Genomic DNA, 20870 nt, shown 5'->3' on the forward strand with positions numbered 1-20870 from the left:
ATATGCGGTCAGTTGTTCGCTCCAGGTGAAAGATCCTTTAGGGAGCAAGGGTTCGCATGTGCGCTGTCCATGGCCGGATGCCCCGACTCGAGCTGTGACTGCGATCACGTCAGGTCGCCGAAGCTGGTGCGATTTCACGGGTTCCCCGCATAATCTCCGTCATCTGACACGCCATCACGCGAGGTCCGCTTCGGTCCCGCTCCGAGTGGTCCGGGGGACCTCGTCTTGTTCAGCCGACTCTGCCGTGCCCGCGTTCTCAGAATGCGGCTCATGCTCGTACCCGCCGTGGGGGCAGCGCTGCTGGTCGGGCTGCTGCCCACCCAGTCGTTGGCGCTCCCGCCCGACCCGGCAACTGCGGAGAAGGGCCGCGAGACTTTGACGCTGGAGCCCTTGGAGAAGGATTCTCCGGTCACCGGTGAGGTCTTCGACAAGAGCCTCGAATCCCTGAAGGTCGATGTACCCGAGGATCAGGAGCAGGCCCCCGCCGGCACGACCGCCGTGCCTCCCGCGGACTCCGGCACGGTCACCTTCGGCTCCGATGCGACCCCCGCGTCGGCCCGCACGGCCCCTGCCGACGCCGAGCCCGTGGCGCTCACGCCGGTGGGCGACCTGCCGGTCAGTCTCGGCCAGGCACCGAACCAGCCGTCGCCGACGGGGACATGGCAGGTGTCCGTCACCGACCGCACCGCCTCCGTGGCGCAGGGCGTGGACGGTGCCGTGGTCACCGTGCGGGCACCGCAGAGCGGCTCCGTCCCCGTCTCGGTGAAGCTGGACTACTCCAAGTTCAAGAACCTCTACGGTGCCGACTGGGCATCCCGCCTGCGGTTCGTGCAGTTCCCCGAGTGCTACCTGGCGACGCCGGACGACGAGGCGTGCCAGCAGTACGTCGAGCTGGAGACCGAGAACGACACCACGAGTGAGTCCATCACCGCGACCGTCGACACGGCTGCTGACGGAACTGTCACCCCGGCCTCCAGTACCGCCGCGCCGGCACAGCGCACCGGACCGTCGGTGGTGCAAGCGGCCTATCGCACCTCGACGACCCAGGCCGCGGCAGGGGACAGCGCGGTGGTCGGAGCCATCGACTCCGGCAGCGGTGCGGGCGGCTCGTTCAAGGCCACGCCCCTCGCATCCAACGGCAAGTGGGAGGCCGGAGGTTCCTCCGGTGCCTTCACCTGGTCGTATCCGCTCGTGATGCCACCGACCCCGGCCGGGCCGGCTCCCCAGATCGTCTTCAACTACAACTCTCAGAGCGTGGACGGACGCACGGCGGTATCGTCGCCGCAGGCGTCCTGGATCGGGGAGGGATGGGACTACGACCCCGGGCACATCGAACGCCGCTACCGCAACTGTGAGGACGACCGAAAGACGCTCGAGGCCGGCACACCCAACAACACGGCCTCCAAGAACAAGACGCCCGACCTGTGCTGGGTGTCGTACAACGCGGTGATGTCGCTGGCCGGCAGCACCACCGAGCTGGTGAGGGTCGCAGGGAGCAACCCTGAGAGCGCCACCGAGATCTACCGGCCCATGCGAGACGACGGGACCCGCGTCGAACACCGGGTGGGCGGCTCCAACGGCGACAACAACGGCGAGTACTGGGTCGTCACCACCCCCGACGGCACCATGTACCACTTCGGCCTGAACAAGGTCGGCGGAGGTCACGCCGACACCGACTCCGTTTCCACGGTGCCCGTCTTCGGTAACCACCCCGGCGAGCCCTGCCACGCAGCCGCCTATGCGGACTCGCGCTGTGGCGTGGGCAAGCAGCAGGCCTGGCGCTGGGGGCTGGACAAGGTCGTCGACGTACACGGCAACGTGATGGTCGTCGACTGGCACCAGTCCGTGAACCACTACGCGGTGCGAAAGAAGTTCAAGACGCCGGAGGCCTACGACCGTGCGGCCTACCCGGACTCCATCGAGTACGGCATGCGCGAGCAGGACCTGACGAAGCCCTCGGCCCGCGTCGACCTGGTGGCCGCCCAGCGGTGTCTGGCATCGGCCACGATCTGCGACGGTGGCAACTTCGACAAGACCGGCGACCCCGGCGCCTACCGGCCCTGGTGGGACAGCCCCGGCAACCTCAACTGCAAGGCCACCTCCAAGCTCTGCCCCGCCTTCCCGTCCTTCTGGACCCGGCTGCGGCTGTCCGCCGTCACCACCTACGCCCAGCGTCCCGGGTCGATCACACTCCAGAAGGTCGACACCTACACCCTGCACCAGTCGTTTCCCGAGGACTGGTACGACACCTCGCCGGGTCTGTGGCTCAACTCCATCACCCGCACCGGATACGGGCCCGGGGACAGCACCGGCACCGTCCAGTCCAAGGACGGCGTCAGCTTCGCCCACTACACCGTCGGCTCCTCCTCGCCGCTGCGCAACCGCCTGAAGGACCGTCAGCTTCCCAATCTCGTCCCGACCGGCAGCGGCGACCAGCGCCCCGGCTTCACCAGGCCACGCATCGGTACCGTCGCCACCGAGTACGGCGGTCACATCGAGGTCGAGTACACCGGTGGATGCGCCGTCGAACCGCCCCAGGACAAGGGCAGGGACAACACCACCTGCTTCCCGCTGCGCTGGTCCCCGGACGGCGAGGAGAGGACGCCCGCCAAGGCGTGGTTCAACAAGTACGTCGTCGCCTCGGTCACCGAGACCGACAACGTCACCTCGCACGGCAAGCCCATCCACACGAAGTACGCGTACACAGGCCCGGCCTGGTCCAAAAGCGACGACGAATTCACGCGTGCGGCCCTGCGCACCCACAGCGACTGGCGCGGCTACCGGCAGGTGTCCGTCACCCGGGGCAGCAAATCCTCCTCACAGATAGGGGAACAGCAGTCCCAGTCGTACGGCGTGACGCGCTACTTCCAGGGCGTGGGCGGCGCGGTGAAGGACTCGACCGGCACCCACACCCTGGTCGCGGACGACGCCCGCCAGTACGCCGGCATGACCGCCGAGAACATCACGTACGCCAGTTCCGACGGCCGGGTCGTCAAACGCATCCTGAACTACCCCTGGTCCCAGCAGACCGCGTCGCGCCCTCGCGAAGGGGAGGACGGCACCACGCTCGCCCCACTGCTCTCCCACCGCGGCGGCATCAAGCGCATTGACGCCATCCAGACGGTCGACACCAGCTGGCAGGCCGTACGCACGCTGACCGAGGTCGACACCGCCCATGGTCTGCCCGTCCAGGTCGAGAGCATGGTCGTCAAGCCGAACGGAACCGGCGAGAGCCTGTCCCAATACCGCTGCAGCCGGACGAGTTATGTGCACAACACCGCGGACTGGTTGATCGGTCTTCCCAAGGAGCAGCGCAGCACGGCCACTCGGTGCGCGGACTTCGACACCGCGGACCCGGCCACCGAGCTGAAGGGCTCACGGCGCATCTCCTACGACAATCTGGCGTACGGGGCCACTCCGACGAGGGGTCTCGCCACGAGCGTTGCCGAGATCAACGGCGCCGGCACCGCCCACTCCGTCGTCACCAGCACTTCATACGACCCCCTGGGTCGCGTACGTACCGTCACCAAGCCGGGCACGGGAACCACCGAGACCCAGTACACCCCCAGTGACACCGGAGGGCCGGTCACCTCCACCAAGGTGATCAACGCCAAGGGCCATGCCACCACCACGACGTTCGATCCGGGCCGCGGGCTCGGGCTCACCGTTACGGACCCCAACGGACGCGTCTCGCGCACCGAGTACGACGGTCTCGGCCGACTGGTCAAGGGATGGTCGGCGGCACGGTCGACGGCGCCTGCGCCGGACGTTCAGTTCAGCTATCAGGCAGCCGTCGCGACGCCCGACAGGACCCGCCCTGCCGCGGTCACGATGAAGACCCTCAAGGACGACGGCTCGTACGCCACACAGGTCACGATCTACGACGGCCTGATGCGCGACGTCCAGAGCCAGTCCGAGGCCCACGGGGCCGGTCGCGTCATCGTCGACACCACCTACAACGACCAAGGTCTGCTGTACGAGAAGACGGGAGGCTACCTCGCCAAGGGGCAACCGGCCGGCGAGCTCTTCGAGCCCAAGTCGAACACACTGATCCCGAACTGGACCAAGAGCCGCTACGACGGCCTCGGCCGTCAGGTCCGGCTCTCCACCTACCACGGCCAGCACTTCAAGTACGCGGCCTACACCTATTACACCGACACGAGCACGTTCGTCGACCCGCCCGGCTCCACGGCCCCGTCGAGCAAGTCCTTCACCGACGCCCTGGGCCGTGTCACCTCCGTACAGCACTACACGAACGCGGACAACAGCGGTCGACGCGTCACGTCGTACGCCTACGACAAGCGCGGCAACCGTGAGAAGGTCACCGACCCGGCCGGCAACGTCTGGTCGTACACCTACGACGTCCGGGGCCGCGTCACCGCCGCGACCGACCCGGACACCGGCACCACCAGGACCGAGTACGACGACGCCGACCGTCCGGTCAAGGTCACCAACGCGCGTGAGCAGTCGGTCTACACGGACTACGACGTCCTGGGCCGGGCGACCGCGGTCCGCGAGGGCTCGCCGACCGCCGCGCCGGTCAAGGAGTTCACCTTCGACACGCTGCCTGGCGCGCTGGGACAGCCGGTCGCGGCCATCCGGCACGACACCTCCGGCGACTACATCACGAGGGTCACGGGCTACGACGCCGGATACCGGCCCACCGGGCGGGAGACCGTGATCCCCGCGAACTCGATGACCACCGGTGTCTCCGGCACGTACGGCTACACATACAGTTACAGCCCCACCGGGCGCCCGCTGACGGTGACGATGCCGGCCAAGGGCGGACTCGCGACCGAGAAGGTCATCACGCGCTACAACGACGACGGACTGGCCGAGTCCACCTCCGGGCTCTCCTGGTACACCGCCGACGCCACTTACTCACCCTACGGCGAGATCCTGCGCACGGTCTCCGGGGCACAGCCCTACCGGGTCTGGACGACCAACTTCGTCGATGCGCACACCGGGCGCCTCCAGCGCACGGTCACCGACCGGGAGACCGCATCCCCGCACGCCATCAACGACAGCTATTACTCGTACGACGCTTCCGGCACCATCACCTCCAACGCCCGAAAGCTCAGTAGCGCGACCGGACCCGTCTGGGACAACCAGTGCTTCACCTACGACGCGCTGGGCGAACTGGTGCATGCCTGGACGTCCAGCATCGCACCCACCGGGAACGGCACCGGGTGCAAGGCGGCGAGCGGTGCCACGTGGGGACACCGCGCCGACGCCGCCCCCTCCTCCGGCCCGATCGCCGATGCCCCCGATGCGGAGTCCGACGCCGACGCGCCCGATCCGGCGCTCGTGGCCGGCCTGGCCGCCGCGGCGCCCGCCGCGGACACGGTGTCGACCGGCGCCACGACGTACCGCCAGTCGTTCACCTTCGACTGGCTCGGCAACCGCGCCATGATGACGGAGCACAACACGGCCGACGCGACGAAGAACGTCGACTTCGTCTACGGCTACGGGAAGACGGTCACGGGCACCGGGCCGGCCGAGACGGTCACCACCCAGCCGCACACACTGTCCTGGATCGGGTCCACGCCCTCCGGCCAGAGTAGTTCCTACAGCTACGACGCCACCGGGAACACCGAGGTCCGTGACCTGCCGGCGACGACCCAGTCGCTGAAATGGTCGCCCGACAACAAGCTGGAGTCCCTGACCGACGACGGCAACAAGACGTCGTACATCTACGACGCGGCGGGAAATCGTCTGCTGGAACACTCGCCGACCGGGGCGACGCTCCATCTCGACGAGACCGAACTGACCACCGACGCCACCGGAAAGATCACGCGCGCTTCCCGGTCCTACGCGCATCCCGGAGCGCCGACCGTCGTCCGCACCGCGACCAACGGCGCCACCACCGGTCACAGGCTCCATGTCCTGATCGCCGACCACCTCGGCACCGCCGGCACGTCGGTCGAACTGTCCGGCACCCAGCCGGTCACCCGGCGCGAGTTCAAGCCGTACGGCGAGTCCCGCGGCCCGAAGCCGACGAGTTGGCCCAACAAGCGCGGCTACCTCGGCGTCGGCATCGACGACTCGGCGACAGGGCTGACGCACATCGGTGCGCGCGAGTACGACCAGAACGCCGGCCGCTTCCTGTCCGCCGACCCGATCACCGATCTGGCCGATCCGCTGCAGATGAACGGATACGCCTACGGGAACAGCAGCCCGGTCAGCAAGAGCGACCCCACCGGACTGCTCTTCTGCTACTGCGCATGGCTGGGCAACCAGGGGTCGGGCGGTGGTGGCGGTGGTGGCGGTGGTGGCGGCGGCGGTGGCACCGAGCAGAGCGGTGGCGGCGGCGCGCCCGCTGTTCAGCGCAACGAAGGGAAGACCAACCTCGGCAACTGCCTGTCCCGGCAGACCACGGCCCACGACGCCGCCGTCTGCGCCACCGGCTTCGCCGCCGCGTCGTGGGCGAAGAAGTACGGGGTCGAGGGGTTCGTCACCGTCGATGTCGGGCGCGGGGGTCACGCGGCCAACGAGATCCCCGGCGCCAAGGCCGACGGATCCGGGGCGGACGGCAGAGCCGATGTGATCTTCTGGTCCAACGGCACCGTGTACGTCTGGGAAGTGAAGCCCACGGCCTCCAAGAAGCCGAAGCCAGGTGACCAGGCGGCGGCGAAGAAACACAAGTACGCCTATGAGGACGGCCCCGACCAGCTCACGCGTTACGTCGACAAGCTGGAGGACCACCTGGACTCGAAGGGCGACACTCGCAGAGTCGCCAGAGGACCCGCACTCGCCACGGCGAAGTTCGCCTTCGGTAAGGACCGCACGGGCACTGTCTGGAGCGACAAGGACACCGCCTACGAAGGTATGCGCTACTACGGAGTCGATCCCAAGCGCAAGAGAACTCCGTCGCCCGCGCCGGGACCCGGCCCGGCCCCGGATGCCTCGACGACCTCACGCTCGTCGGCGCAGTCGGGTTCCGAGCCCAAGCCGTCGGCCACCGGCATGGCGAATCCTCCCGTACCCGGTCAGCCCTGGTGGAGCTCGGAGTGGGGCAGGGCACTGGTCGCTGTCGGCGCTCCGCTCGTCCTGTTCGGGGCAACGGGCGGTGGTGGCGGGGTGGCCGTGGGCACCTCGGTGACCGTCGGGGGCGTGACGCTTTACGAGCTCGCGGCATAGCGCGGCACACCACCGGCCGGGCCGACCCGGCCGGTGGTTACGCTGTGCGGAAGACTGTCCGGGAAAGGAGCGCGCGGCGTGAGCCTGCGGGCCATTGCAACGTTCGATGTCAGCACCGGCGGCGGGGTCGGCCACGGGCTCGCCTCCTGGTTCGGCGCGGCTCTCGCCGGACCCCTGCGCGGCCGGATGGAGCAGGAGCACCAGGGCACCGCCTTCTTCTCGGCGAGTACACGGGCCACCGAACGGGCTCCGCGCCGGGAGTTCCATCCCTTGGCCACGGGGTGGGAGGCCATGCGCCAGGAGCTGCTGCGCGAGCCGGAGACCGCGCATGTGCTCTACATGCGTGAGTACTTGGGGAAGCCGCTCGTTCATGTACGCAGCTCGACCATCAGGGTCCGCCGCCCGAATGCCGAGGCACAGATGCTGTTCGGCGCGGACTGCGGTGGCCTCGACGATGCCCGGTTCTGCGCCGGTGCGGTGGAGTTCCTCGTCGCCGCGCTGGACGGTGTGAACCCTGCCTTCGCCTGGCTGGGTGCCGACGCGCCCGCCTCGGAGGAGACCAACCTCGACTGGGTGCTCAACCGGCGGGTGCGGGCCTCGGTGCGTGAGGCCAGGAACATGCTGCGGGGCTACTCCTGGACCACGGTGTGCCCCGAGGAGTTGTCCGTGAGGCTGGGCGGCCCCGAGGCCCTGGCCGCGACCGGGGCGTTCCACCGGGTCGTCCCGCTTTCGGCGGGCGGCGTCGTCCTCCAGGCGACCGAGACTGCGGCGGCGTACACCGACAACGCCGTGCGCAGCGTCTTCGAGGCCCTGCACCCCGTCCTGCCGCCCGGGATGCCGCAGTTCGACCCCGCCCATCCGGAGTTGCGGTACTTCCCCGCGGACGCGTCCCGCTTCAGCGGGTGACGCGTCCCCGGCGGCGTGGTCGACGAAGCTCTCCACCGGGCAAGGGCGTCGAATCGGTCACGAGAGGTAGTCCTCGGTTCGGTCACGAGAGGTATTCCTCGGTCCCGGCCACATGTCCCAGGAAAGTCCCAGAGGCGCCAACGCGTCCCCTCCCGCCTCGCATTCATACAGGTCAGGAGGGGTATAGCGGTGTTGTTTCTGAAGGCTTTCAGATGTCCCGGAAGATCTCGATCTGCGCTCCGACCGAGTTGAGGCGTTCGGCCAGGTCCTCGTAACCACGGTTGATGACGTAGACGTTGCGGAGGACGGACGTGCCCTCGGCGGCCATCATCGCCAGGAGGACGACCACGGCGGGGCGCAGGGCCGGGGGGCACATCATTTCGGCGGCGCGCCAGCGGGTGGGGCCCTCGACCAGGACGCGGTGGGGGTCCAGGAGTTGGAGGCGTCCGCCGAGGCGGTTGAGGTCGGTCAGGTAGATGGCGCGGTTGTCGTAGACCCAGTCGTGGATCAGGGTCTGGCCCTGTGCCACCGCCGCGATCGCCGCGAAGAACGGGACGTTGTCGATGTTCAGGCCGGGGAACGGCATCGGGTGGATCTTGTCGATCGGCGCCTCCAGCTTGGAGGGCCGGACGGTGAGGTCGACCAGCCGGGTGCGGCCGTTGTCCGCGACGTACTCGGGGGTGCGGTCGTGGTCGAGGCCCATCTCCTCCAGGACCGCGAGCTCGATCTCCAGGAACTCGATCGGCACCCGGCGCACCGTCAGCTCGGACCCCGTGACGACGGCCGCGGCGAGCAGGCTCATCGCCTCGACCGGGTCCTCGGAGGGGAAGTAGTCCACATCGACGTCGATGGTGTGCCTGCCGTGCACGGTGAGCGTGGTGGTGCCGATGCCCTCGACCTTGACGCCCAGGGCCTCCAGGAAGAAGCACAGGTCCTGGACCATGTAGTTGGACGAGGCGTTGCGGATGACGGTGGCGCCGTCGTGCCGGGCCGCGGCCAGCAGCGCGTTCTCGGTGACCGTGTCCCCGCGTTCGGTCAGCACGATCGGGCGGTCGGGGCTGACCGAACGATCCACCACCGCGTGGTACTGGCCCTCCGTCGCGGCGATTTCCAGGCCGAACCGGCGCAGCGCGATCATGTGCGGCTCGACGGTGCGCGTACCGAGGTCGCAGCCGCCGGCGTACGGCAGCATGAAGCGGTCCGTGCGGTGCAGCAGCGGGCCGAGGAACATGATGATGGAGCGGGTGCGGCGGGCCGCGTCCGCGTCGATGGATTCGAGGTCCAGCGTGGCGGGCGGCACGATCTCCAGGTCGACGCCCTCGTTGATCCACCGGGTGCGGACGCCGATCGAGCCCAGCACCTCCAGGAGGCGGTACACCTCCTCGATGCGGGCGACGCGGCGCAGCACCGTGCGGCCCTTGTTGAGCAGCGAGGCGCACAGCAGTGCCACGCACGCGTTCTTGCTCGTCTTCACATCGATGGCGCCCGAGAGGCGGCGGCCGCCGACGACCCGCAGGTGCATGGGGCCGGCGTAGCCGAGAGAGACGATCTCGCTGTCGAGCGCCTCACCGATGCGGGCGATCATCTCAAGGCTGATGTTCTGGTTGCCGCGTTCGATGCGGTTGACGGCACTCTGGCTGGTGGCGAGCGCCTCCGCCAGCTGTGCCTGTGTCCAGCCGCGGTGTTGCCGGGCGTCACGGATGAGCTTACCGATGCGTACGAGGTAGTCGTCTGACATGAGATTGAGGCTATCTCAGATATGAGATGGCGCCCCCCAGGGGCCTTTTGGGTGGGCCGTTCGGGTGATGTGGAGTCAGTGTCACCTGTCGCGCCGGGTGCTGCGCGTGCTCCGCCATCCGAAAGGTCCGGGCAAATCCATCGATGTCGTACGACGCCCCGTACTGCTCGTGGTGTGCCGCGGGCCGCGCCCGCCGCCGGTGGTGATGGACCAGGAGCGCTTGTTGATGTTCAGTCGCACCCCCGGAAAGATCCTGAAGCTCTTGCGGAACGTGAGCGGCATTCCTGCCTCCCTCTCCGAGTTCATGACTCGGGTTCATGGCGTCGGGTTCATGGCGTCGGTTCATGACGCCGTCCCGGTGCGCATACCCCGTCCGGGTCCGGTAATGACGGGCGACGGGGGCGGGAGAGGGCCGGGAGGGGGAAGGTCGGGGCCAGGTTGTTCGGGGTGGTGTGTCCGTGGCGGGCGGGGTACCCGGAAGGGGCATGGGTTCGGAATCCTGGCACGCGGGCGTCCTCGGGCGGGCCCGCGCATGACCATTCGGCCGCTGTGTATTAGAGTTATCTCGACATCGAGATATCTGCCGAGGTGCACCGCAGCCGCCACGATCCGGTAAGGGATGCCTAACTTAGCCTTGCCTTAGCGGATTGGTCCAGGCGCAGTGGCGGCGCCACGCGGCGGTAGCCGCAAAGGGTTTGCGGTGTGGTGGTACGCGCACATCAATGAAGGAGACTGTCGTGTCGGCGAACAGCTTCGACGCCCGCAGCACGCTGCAGGTGGGCGACGAGTCGTACGAGATCTTCCGGCTGGACAAGGTCGAGGGCGCCGCGCGCCTTCCCTACAGCCTGAAGGTGCTGCTGGAGAACCTGCTCCGTACCGAGGACGGCGCGAACATCACCGCCGACCACATTCGCGCGCTCGGCTCCTGGGACTCCCAGGCCCAGCCGTCGGAGGAGATCCAGTTCACCCCGGCCCGTGTGATCATGCAGGACTTCACCGGTGTCCCCTGCGTCGTGGACCTCGCCACCATGCGCGAGGCCGTCAAGGAGCTGGGCGGTGACCCGGCGAAGATCAACCCGCTGGCGCCGGCCGAACTGGTCATCGACCACTCCGTCATCGCCGACAAGTTCGGCACCAACGACGCCTTCAAGCAGAACGTCGACCTGGAGTACGGCCGCAACAAGGAGCGCTACCAGTTCCTGCGCTGGGGCCAGACCGCCTTCGACGAGTTCAAGGTCGTCCCGCCCGGCACCGGCATCGTCCACCAGGTGAACATCGAGCACCTGGCCCGCGTCGTCATGACCCGTGACGGCAAGGCCTACCCCGACACCCTGGTCGGCACCGACTCGCACACCACCATGGTCAACGGCCTCGGCGTCCTCGGCTGGGGCGTCGGCGGCATCGAGGCCGAGGCCGCCATGCTCGGCCAGCCGGTCTCCATGCTGATCCCGCGCGTCGTCGGCTTCAAGCTGACCGGCGAGCTGCGGCCCGGCACCACCGCCACCGACCTGGTGCTGACCATCACCGAGATGCTGCGCAAGCACGGCGTCGTCGGCAAGTTCGTCGAGTTCTACGGCGAGGGCGTCGCCGCGACGAGCCTGGCCAACCGCGCCACCATCGGCAACATGTCGCCGGAGTTCGGCTCCACCGCCGCGATCTTCCCGATCGACGGCGAGACGCTGAACTACATGCGCCTGACCGGCCGCAGCGACCAGCAGGTCGCGCTCGTCGAGGCGTACGCCAAGGAGCAGGGCCTCTGGCTGGACCCGAAGGCCGAGCCGGACTTCTCCGAGAAGCTCGAGCTGGACATGGCCACCGTCGTGCCCTCCATCGCCGGCCCGAAGCGCCCGCAGGACCGCATCGTCCTCGCCGACGCCAAGGCCCAGTTCGCCCAGGACGTACGCAACTACGTCAAGGACGGCGGCGACGTCGACGAGGCCAGCAAGGAGTCCTTCCCGGCCTCCGACTCGCCGGCCATCTCCAACGGCGCCCCCAGCCACAAGGTGAAGGTCACCGCCGCCGACGGCACGGAGTACGAGCTCGACCACGGCCACGTCACCGTCGCCGCGATCACCTCCTGCACCAACACCTCCAACCCTTACGTCATGGTCGCCGCCGCCCTGGTGGCGAAGAAGGCGGTCGAGAAGGGCCTGACCCGCAAGCCGTGGGTCAAGACCACCCTCGCCCCGGGCTCCAAGGTCGTCACCGACTACTTCGACAAGGCGGGCCTGACCCCGTACCTCGACAAGGTCGGCTTCAACCTGGTCGGCTACGGCTGCACCACCTGCATCGGCAACTCCGGCCCGCTGCCGGACGAGGTCTCCCAGGCCGTCAACGAGCACGACCTCGCCGTCACCTCGGTCCTCTCCGGCAACCGCAACTTCGAGGGCCGGATCAACCCCGACGTCAAGATGAACTACCTGGCGTCCCCGCCGCTGGTCGTGGCCTACGCCCTCGCCGGTTCGATGAAGGTGGACATCACCCGCGAGTCCCTCGGCCTGGACCAGGACGGCAACCCGGTCTTCCTGAAGGACATCTGGCCGACCGAGGCCGAGGTCAACGACGTCGTCGCCAACACCATCGGCGAGGACATGTTCACCAAGTCCTACGCCGACGTCTTCGCCGGTGACGCCCAGTGGCAGGCGCTGCCGATCCCGACCGGCAACACCTTCGAGTGGGACAGCGAGTCCACCTACGTCCGCAAGCCCCCGTACTTCGAGGGCATGGGCATGGACCCGGCCCCGGTCGAGGACATCTCCGGCGCCCGCGTCCTCGCCAAGCTGGGCGACTCGGTCACCACCGACCACATCTCCCCGGCCGGTGCCATCAAGGCCGACACCCCGGCCGGCAAGTACCTCACGGAGCACGGCGTCGAGCGCCGCGACTTCAACAGCTACGGCTCCCGCCGCGGCAACCACGAGGTCATGATCCGCGGCACGTTCGCCAACATCCGCCTGCGCAACCAGATCGCGCCGGGCACCGAGGGCGGCTACACGCGCGACTTCACGAAGGACGACGCCCCCGTCTCCTTCATCTACGACGCCTCGCGCAACTACATCGACCAGGGCATCCCGCTGGTCGTCCTGGCGGGCAAGGAGTACGGCTCCGGCTCGTCCCGCGACTGGGCCGCCAAGGGCACCGCGCTCCTCGGTGTCAAGGCCGTCATCGCCGAGTCGTACGAGCGCATCCACCGCTCGAACCTCATCGGCATGGGCGTCCTGCCGCTCCAGTTCCCGGAGGGCCACACCGCCGAGACCCTCGGTCTCACGGGCGAGGAGACCTTCTCCTTCTCCGGCGTCACCGAGCTGAACAACGGCACCATCCCGAGCACGGTGAAGGTCACCACCGACACAGGCGTCGAGTTCGACGCGGTCGTCCGCATCGACACCCCCGGCGAGGCGGACTACTACCGCAACGGCGGCATCCTGCAGTACGTGCTGCGCAGCCTGATCAGCAAGTGACCTTGATCAGTAAGTAAGCGGTACCGCAGGCAGTTACCGCAGGGCAGTTGAGGGCCGCATCCCGTCCGCCGGGGTGCGGCCCTCGCCGTTGCCCCACTCCTGCCCCGCTCCCGTCCACGTCCTTTCCTCACCCCGGCCACATCCCGGCCCCGTTGTACGCTGGAGCATCACCAGGTGACGGGGGTAGCGGTGAGCCGCGGCAGTGAGCGCATGCAACTCGTACTGACCGGAGGACCGGACAGTGACCAGGAAGAGCTCGACGAACTGACCCGGCACCTGCGCGAGCGCCTGCTCGAACTGGACGTCGACCGGGTCGAACCGGTCCGCACCGGCCCCGTCCCCGCCGGTGCCAAACCGGTGGACGCGATCGCCGTCGGCGCACTCGCGGTGACCCTGGCCCCCATCGCGCTCCGCTCGGTGCTGGGCCTCGTACAGACCTGGATCGAGAACCGGCCGGTGCGCACCGTCAGCATCGCATTGGGCGAAGACAGTCTGGAGCTGGAGGCCGTCTCCGCCGCAGACCAGCGGCGCCTCATCGAGGCCTTCCTGGCCACCCGAGCGGCGACGACGCGGGAGGACGGCGGCCGGGACGCGGACGACAGCTCCGCCGCCCTTGACGCCGGGCCGGAGGGCTGAGGAGGGGGGCGACCATGTCCACAGGCCGCCGCTTCGCCCTGCTCATCGCCACCGGCCGCTACGACAACCAGGCGCTGCGACAGCTCCGTTCGCCCGTGCGCGATGCGCACGGCCTGGCCGAGGTGCTCGAGGACCCGCGGATCGGCGACTTCGAGGTCGGCAGGGTCGTCGACGGCCGGCACCACGAGGTGACCCAAGCCATCGAACGCTTCTTCCTCGACCGCCGCCGCGACGACGTCCTCCTGCTCCACCTCTCCTGCCACGGCGTCAAGAACGACAACGGCGAACTGCACTTCGCCACCACCGACACCGACCACAGGCTGCTCGCCTCCACCTCCGTCCCCGCCGCGTTCCTGCACACCCAGATGCGCCAGTGCCGGGCACGGTCCATCGTCCTGCTCCTGGACTGCTGCTACAGCGGCGCCTTCCTGCGGGGCAGCAAGGGCGACACCGTGGTGCACCTCAGGGACGAACTCGCCGGACACGGCAGGGCGGTGCTCACCGCGACCAACCGCACCGAGTACGCCTGGGAGGGCGATCGGCTCGACGAACTGGAGCCGCAGCCCTCCCGGTTCACCGGAGCCGTCATCAAGGGCCTGCGTTCGGGCGAGGCGGACCGCGACGGGGACGGGGTGATCGGCGTCCATGAGCTCTACGACTACGTGTACGACGAACTGCAGGCGGCCCAGGTCACCCAACGCCCTCAGATGTGGGCCGAGCTGGAGCACCGGGTGGTGGTCGCGCGTTCGGTGCGCGGGCAGCGGCAGCGGCAGCGGCAGCGGCAGGAGCAGGAGCAGGAGCAGGAGCAGAAACAGGGGCACGGTCAGGAGCCGGGACACGAGCCGGGACACGAGCCGGTGACCCTGGTGACTCCGTCGCTCCTGTCGCCCCCGGTGTCTCCGCCGGGTGACGGCCTTCCCTCCACACGGCTCTCCGCGCTGGTGCTGATCGCCGAGTCGCTGAGCGGACTGGCGTGCATGGAGGACGCCCGGAGCCGGGCGGAGTTCGCGATGGTGCTGGGGGAGGAGCTGAGTCGCCGCGTCGACCTGCGAGGCGTCCGGCTGCGGGAGGACGTGGCGACGATGGCGCGGGCCGCGGTGAAGCAGAACGGCGGGGTGCGTGCGCTGCTGTGGACGGTGGAGCTCTTCGAAGGGCAGGGCGTGGCCGTCGAGCTGGAGCGACAGCTGGGCCAGGGAGGCAGGGCCGCCTCCGTCTCCGCCCCGCGGTACCCGCTGCCTCCGGGCCGGCCGGAGAACCGGGCTCCGGTCCCACCCCCGCCTCCTCGTTCCGGCTCCCCGCGCCGTTCCCGGAAGGTGACCCTGTTCCTGCGCCTCACCGGAGAATTGAGCACGCTGTCGTGCATGGCGGACCCTCAGGGCCGGGAACAGTTCGCGTCCCTCCTGGGGGAGCTGCTGGACCGCCCGGTCGACCTGCGCGGGACGCGGCTCCGCGACGACGTGGTGGTGATCGTCCGGGCGGCGCTGAACGCCCCGTACGGGGACTGCGTGCTGGCGAGCGTGGTCAGGCTCTTCGAAGGGGTGCAAGCGGCCGCCGCCGTCGAACGGCTCCTCGACGAGCCGTCCTGAACGGCTCGTAACCGCCCCCCGTGCCGCCCCTGTTGCGTCACCCGTTTACAAGCGGAGCCTCCGGCGCTACCTTCCCCGTACGAGTGAGATGGGAGCGCTCCCATTCTTCGTCGGACCGGAACCCGCCGCAAGGATGCTCCCGTCTCGCTCGGCCCCACACGTGCACGCATGTGCACGCATGTGCACGCATGTGTGCGCACGACCCGTGACCCGCAGCGCCCCACCCGCAGCGACGGACAGGTGTGTCATGATCCCGACAATAATGAGAACAAGGGCGAGGGGCGGCACCGCTCCCCGGCCCACACTCCCCACCCGCACCCGGGCCATCTTCCTGGTCCTCGTCTCCCTGCTCGCCACCATCCCGGCCATCGGCCTGGTCATGAGCGCGGGCGGCGAGGCGGAGGCGCACGGGACGCCGATGAAGCCCGCCAGCCGGACCTTCCTGTGCTGGCAGGACGGGCTGACCGACACCGGTGAGATCAAGCCGGTCAACCCGGCGTGCAAGGCCGCCGCACAGGTCAGCGGCACCACGCCGTTCTACAACTGGTTCTCCGTACTGCGTTCCGACGGCGCCGGCCGTACCGACGGCTTCGTGCCGGACGGGCAGTTGTGCAGTGGCGGCAACACCAGCTTCACCGGCTTCAACCAGCCGCGCGACGACTGGCCGCTCACCCACCTCACCTCGGGTGCGACCGTCGACTTCTCCTACAACGCCTGGGCCGCGCACCCGGGTTGGTTCTATGTGTACATCACCAAGGACGGCTTCGACCCGACCCGGACCCTCACCTGGGCCGACATGGAGAAGCAGCCCTTCCTCTCCGTCGACCACCCGTCGCTCAACGGGTCCCCGGGCACCGTCGACGCCAACTACTCCTGGACCGGGAAACTTCCGCAGGGCAAGTCGGGCCGCCACATCGTCTACATGGTCTGGCAGCGCTCGGACAGCGCGGAGACCTTCTACTCCTGCTCCGACGTCGTCTTCGACGGCGGAAACGGCGAGGTGACCGGCATCAAGGAGCCCGGCAACCCCCCGACCGAGCCCGTTCCCGGCCAGTGCACCGCCACCCGCTCCACGACGGGCAGCTGGAACGGCGGCTACCAGTCCCAGGTGACCGTCACCAACAGCGGTGACATTCCCATGCTCGGCTGGATGGTCGACTGGACCCTCCCGGCCGGCCAGCGGGTCGACAGTCTGTGGAGCGGCAACGCCACCTACCAGGGCCAGGCTGTCATGGTCCACAACGCCGACTACAACGGCGCGCTGAATCCGGGACAGAGCGCCACCTTCGGCTACGTCGTCTCCGGCTCCGGCGGTGACAGTGCGACGAGCCTGCCCTGCCGGGTCGGCTGAACCAGCCCCGTGCGCGGCGGTGACACGACGTGCCGATGACACGACGTGCCGATGACACGACGTACCGCCGACACGACGAAGCGGGTCCGGGCCACCAAGGCCCGGACCCGCCTCCCGACGCGAGGCCGGCTCAGCTCAGCAGTTCCACCTCCGTCAGCGTCGCCTCACCGCTGAGGACCAGCCGGTAGTGGCCGTACTTCCCCGGCTTGTCCACCGAGAAGGCCCGGGTCTGCCGGTCCCAGCGGAAGGCGTCGGCGTCGTCCGCCCGCTTGTCGAGGGTCTTCCAACTCGTGCCGTCGGCCGATCCCTGGAGGGTCCAGCCCGTGGGAGCCTTGGCGTGGTCCGAGGACGTCAGCGTGTACTGGACCGCCTTCACGTCCCCCTCCACGGGCAGGTCGACGGTGGACACCGTGGCGCCGGTCGCCGAGGAGTTGTCGAACAGGTCGCCCTTGCCCTTCAGCACGTCCTCACGGGGCGTGGGCACCGCGTTGTCCTGGGTGATCGACGGGGGGGCCGCCTTCTTGCCGGTGCCCCACGACGACGGCCGCGGGCCCATGTCGAACTCCAGGACTCCGCCCCTCGCGACCACCGAGTGGGGGAGCGAGGTGGAGTTCCAGCGCTTGCCGTTGACCTTCAACCCTTGTACGTACACGTTCTTCGCGCTGTTCTTCGGCGCCTTGACGACCAGTTCGCGGCCGTTCTCCAGGTGCACGGTCACCTTCTTGAACAGCGGGGAGCCGACGGCGTACTCGCCGCTTCCCATCACCAGCGGGTAGAAGCCGAGGGAGGAGAACAGGTACCAGGCCGACTGCTCGCCGTTGTCCTCGTCCCCGTGGTAGCCCTGCCCGATCTCGCTGCCGGTGTAGAGCCGCGACAGCACCTCACGGACGTTCTTCTGGGTCTTCCAGGGCTGCCCGGCCGCGTCGTACATGTACAGGGCGTGGTGGGCCACCTGGTTGGAGTGCCCGTACATGCCCATCCGGACGTCCCGCGCCTCGGTCATCTCGTGGATGACACCGCCGTAGGAGCCCTTGAACTCCGGGGAGGCCGTCTCCGGGGTGGCGAGGTACTCGTCGAGCTTGTCGCCGAGACCGTCGCGCCCGCCGTACAGATTGGCGAGGCCCCGGCTGTCCTGCGGGGCGGTGAAGGCATAGCCCCAGCCGTTCGTCTCGGTGTAGTCGTATCCCCACACCCGCGGGTCGTACTTCGAGGACTCGACGCGCCAGTCGCCCTTCGTGTTCTTCCCCTGGAAGAACCCGGCCTCGGAGTCGAACAGGTTGACGTACTCCTGGGCCCGGTCGAGGAAGTAGGCGGACTCCTCCTTGTAGCGCTTGTCGCCGGTCTTCTTGTGGAGGGCCTCGCCCATCTGCGCGATGCCGTAGTCGTTGAGGTAGCCCTCCAGGGCCCACGACAGGCCCTCGTGCGTCTCGGTGCCGGTGTAGCCGAGGAACGGCGAGGTCGCCATGCCCTTGCGGCCGACGCCCGACGACGGGGGCACGACGGTGGCGTTCTTCACGGCCGCGTCGTACGCCGCCTCCGCGTCGAAGTCCACGCCCTTGACGTACGCGTCGGCGAACGCGACGTCCGAGGAGGTGCCGGTCATCAGGTCGGCGTAGCCGGGGGAGGACCAGCGGGAGGTCCAGCCGCCGTCCTTGTAGTGCTGCACGAACCCGTCGACCAGCTCACCCGCCTTGGAGGGGGTCAGGAAGGAGTACGCCGGCCAGGTGGTCCGGTAGGTGTCCCAGAAGCCGTTGTTGACGTACACCTTGCCGTCGACGATCTTCGCGCCGGTGTGCGTCGGGGTGTCCGGGCCCGGCATCTTCGAGAAGGGGGAGGCGTACTTGTGCTTCCCGTCGACCTTCTCGAAGCCCGAGTTCGGGTACAGGTACAGCCGGTAGAGGCTCGAGTAGAGCGTGGTCAGCTGGTCCGGCGTGGCGCCCTCGACCTCGACCTTGCCGAGCAGCTTGTCCCACTGCCGCTGGGCGCTCTGCTTGACCGAATCGAAGGACCGGCCCGCGGGGATCTCCTGGCGCAGGTTGTCCTTCGCCTGGTCGACGCTGATCAGCGAGGTGGCCAGGCGCAGGGTGACCGTCCGGTCCTTGCCCGCGTCGAACCGCAGATGGCCCTTGACGCCCTCGACGGAGCCGTCCGTCACCGGCTTGTCGAACTCGCCGTGCACGAACAGCCGGGTGGCGCCCGCGGACAGCCCGGACTTCACGTCCGAGTAGCCGTTGAAGGTGCCGTTCTCCTCGTCGAGGGTCAGGCCGGCCTGGTCGGTGACATTGTCGAACAGGACACTCGCGTCGTCACCCGGGTAGGTGAAGCGCATGACCGCCGCGTGGTCCGTCGGCGCGATCTCCGCCTTCTGGCCGTTCTCGAACCGTACCCCGTAGTAGTACGGCCGCGCGGTCTCGTTCTCGTGCCGGAAGGCCAGCTCCCGTTCCTCACGGCCCGGTTCGGGGGTGCCGGAGGCGGCGGACGGCAGTACCTGGAAGGTCTGCCGGTCGCCCATCCAGGGGCTCGGCTCATGGCTCGCGCTGAACGCCTGGATCGTCGGCAGGTTGTCCGCGTTGTTGCCGCGCGCGTAGTCGTACAGCCAGCTCAGGGAACCGGCGTTGGTCACCGGCGTCCAGAAGTTGAAGCCGTGCGGCACGGCGGTCGCCGGGAAGTTGTTGCCGCGCGAGAAACCGCCGCTGGAGTTGGTGCCCCGGGTCGTCACCGCGTAGTCGGACAGGTGGGCCTTCGGCCGCTCGGGCTTCACCTGCTTCAACGACACGTCGTCCAGCCAGCCCCGGAACTTCGCCGGGCCCTTGGGGGAGTCGTACGCGACCAGGATCCGGTCGACGGTCTTGCCGGCCGCGACCGAGCCGATCCCCGACGCGACGCTGTTCCACTGGTTGACGTACAGCACCTTGGCGTCGCCCTGTCCCCGCGGGGTGAGCGGGAAGCCGTGCTGATCGGTGGCGCGCAGTTCGCTCAGGTGGGTGCCGTCGGTGAAGGCCAGGTCGACGGAGACGTTCGTGGCGTCGTAGTCGAGGTCGCCGTCCGCCATCGACGGGAAGATCTTGTACGACAGCTCCGTACGGCGGTCGACCTTCACATGGACGTCGAAGACCTTGTTGTACGAGTAGGCGTGCCCGTCGGCCGTGTGCCGTCCGGCGTAGCGCAGCGCACGCTTTCCGGTGAATCCGGCACCCGACTTCGCCGTCGGGGAACCGCTCGGCCCGCGGTCGACCAGCGAGAGCATGTCCTGCGGGGTGGGCTCCTCGGTGTCGCCGGTGGAGAACTGGACGTCGGCGAGCTGGAGGGCGTCCGCCCCGCCGTTCCTGGTGATCTCCAGCCGGAAGTGCCGGTACCCGGCGACGGCCGATGCGTCCAGGTCGTAGACCTTGGTCTGGAACCGCTCCGCGAAGGTCTCGCCCGAACGGGTGTCGAGGGTCGTCCAGTTCTTCCCGTCGGCCGAACCCTTCAGGGTCCAGTCCCGCGGGTCGCGCGGGGCGAAGTCGTTGGCCGAGGTGAGCGCGTACCGGACCACCTCGACCGGTGCGTCCAGGTCGAACTCGGCCCAGCCGGTGGACGTGAAGGCCAGCCACTTGCTACTGGGCTCACCGTCAACGAGGTTCTCCTTCACCTCCCCGGCGCCCGCGTTCTCCGAACTGGCGCGCACGTCCGTGACATGGTCGGTGACGTTGCCCGGTATGCCGCTGCTGTAGCCGCCGTCGACACCCGAGGCGCGCTTCTTGCCGCCCCGCGTGGTGTCGACGGTGTTCAGCCAGTCGGGGGCGGGTTCCCCGGCCTCGAACGACGAAGTGAACTCCTGGTCCGCCTTCGCGGGTGCCCCGGGCAGCGCGACCGCGACGCCCGGGGAGGCCGCCGCCACGGCAAAGGCGGTCGTCGCGACGACCGCCGGGCCCCATCTGTGCCGCATTCTGTGCCGAACTCCGTGGTGCATGCGCGAGCACCCTCCCTGACTTGGACAACGTTGTCAGAATTGCTGAGCAAGCACCAGTAGTGGGTCAAGTGGCGCACGGTGTCAAGGGTGTTGAATGCGG

Annotated in this window: 9 protein-coding genes; 6 read left to right on the plus strand and 3 right to left on the minus strand. The window is 68.8% G+C overall.

From position 1 onward, the window contains the following. Positions 1 to 270 precede the first annotated feature (270 nt). Positions 271 to 7140, plus strand: coding sequence for an RHS repeat domain-containing protein (locus ACFYQA_RS14820; protein WP_388916671.1), 6870 nt, complete (start codon positions 271 to 273; stop codon positions 7138 to 7140). A 78-nt stretch (positions 7141 to 7218) separates the two neighbouring features. Then, positions 7219 to 8046 carry a hypothetical protein gene (locus ACFYQA_RS14825; RefSeq protein ID WP_388916674.1) on the plus strand — a complete coding sequence of 276 codons (828 nt, stop codon included), beginning with the start codon at positions 7219 to 7221 and terminating at the stop codon, positions 8044 to 8046. 208 nt (positions 8047 to 8254) lie between these two features. Here the strand turns inward: ACFYQA_RS14825 and ACFYQA_RS14830 are convergent, their stop codons facing one another. Together ACFYQA_RS14830 and ACFYQA_RS14835 are read right to left on the minus strand one after the other, a co-directional pair. Then, positions 8255 to 9784 (minus strand): UDP-N-acetylglucosamine 1-carboxyvinyltransferase, encoded by a 1530-nt coding sequence (locus tag ACFYQA_RS14830; RefSeq protein WP_388916677.1) that lies wholly within the window; start codon positions 9782 to 9784, stop codon positions 8255 to 8257. Between the two features lie 81 nt (positions 9785 to 9865). Beyond that, positions 9866 to 10066, minus strand: coding sequence for a DUF4236 domain-containing protein (locus tag ACFYQA_RS14835; RefSeq protein ID WP_388916680.1), 201 nt, complete (start codon positions 10064 to 10066; stop codon positions 9866 to 9868). Between the two features lie 455 nt (positions 10067 to 10521). Between ACFYQA_RS14835 and acnA the strand changes: the two genes are divergently transcribed. From acnA to ACFYQA_RS14855, 4 genes are all read left to right on the plus strand, one after another. Further along, positions 10522 to 13245, plus strand: coding sequence for an aconitate hydratase AcnA (gene acnA, locus ACFYQA_RS14840; RefSeq protein ID WP_388916683.1), 2724 nt, complete (start codon positions 10522 to 10524; stop codon positions 13243 to 13245). Positions 13246 to 13434: 189 nt separating this feature from the next. Beyond that, positions 13435 to 13881: a hypothetical protein gene (locus tag ACFYQA_RS14845; protein ID WP_388916686.1), complete on the plus strand. Its 447-nt coding sequence runs from the start codon at positions 13435 to 13437 to the stop codon at positions 13879 to 13881. 14 nt (positions 13882 to 13895) lie between these two features. Next, positions 13896 to 15467, plus strand: a complete 1572-nt coding sequence (locus ACFYQA_RS14850; RefSeq protein ID WP_388916688.1) for a caspase family protein — start codon at positions 13896 to 13898, stop codon at positions 15465 to 15467. A 262-nt stretch (positions 15468 to 15729) separates the two neighbouring features. Next, positions 15730 to 16818, plus strand: a complete 1089-nt coding sequence (locus ACFYQA_RS14855; protein ID WP_388916691.1) for a lytic polysaccharide monooxygenase — start codon at positions 15730 to 15732, stop codon at positions 16816 to 16818. A gap of 130 nt (positions 16819 to 16948) precedes the next feature. On the opposite strand, the gene ACFYQA_RS14860 is transcribed toward ACFYQA_RS14855, so the two are convergent. After that, a complete protein-coding gene (locus tag ACFYQA_RS14860) occupies positions 16949 to 20746 on the minus strand; it encodes a GH92 family glycosyl hydrolase (protein WP_388916693.1) in 3798 nt (1265 codons plus the stop codon). Between the last annotated feature and the right edge of the window lie 124 nt (positions 20747 to 20870).

The sequence above is a fragment of the Streptomyces sp. NPDC005774 genome (assembly GCF_042871645.1).
Lineage (GTDB): Bacteria > Actinomycetota > Actinomycetes > Streptomycetales > Streptomycetaceae > Streptomyces > Streptomyces pratens.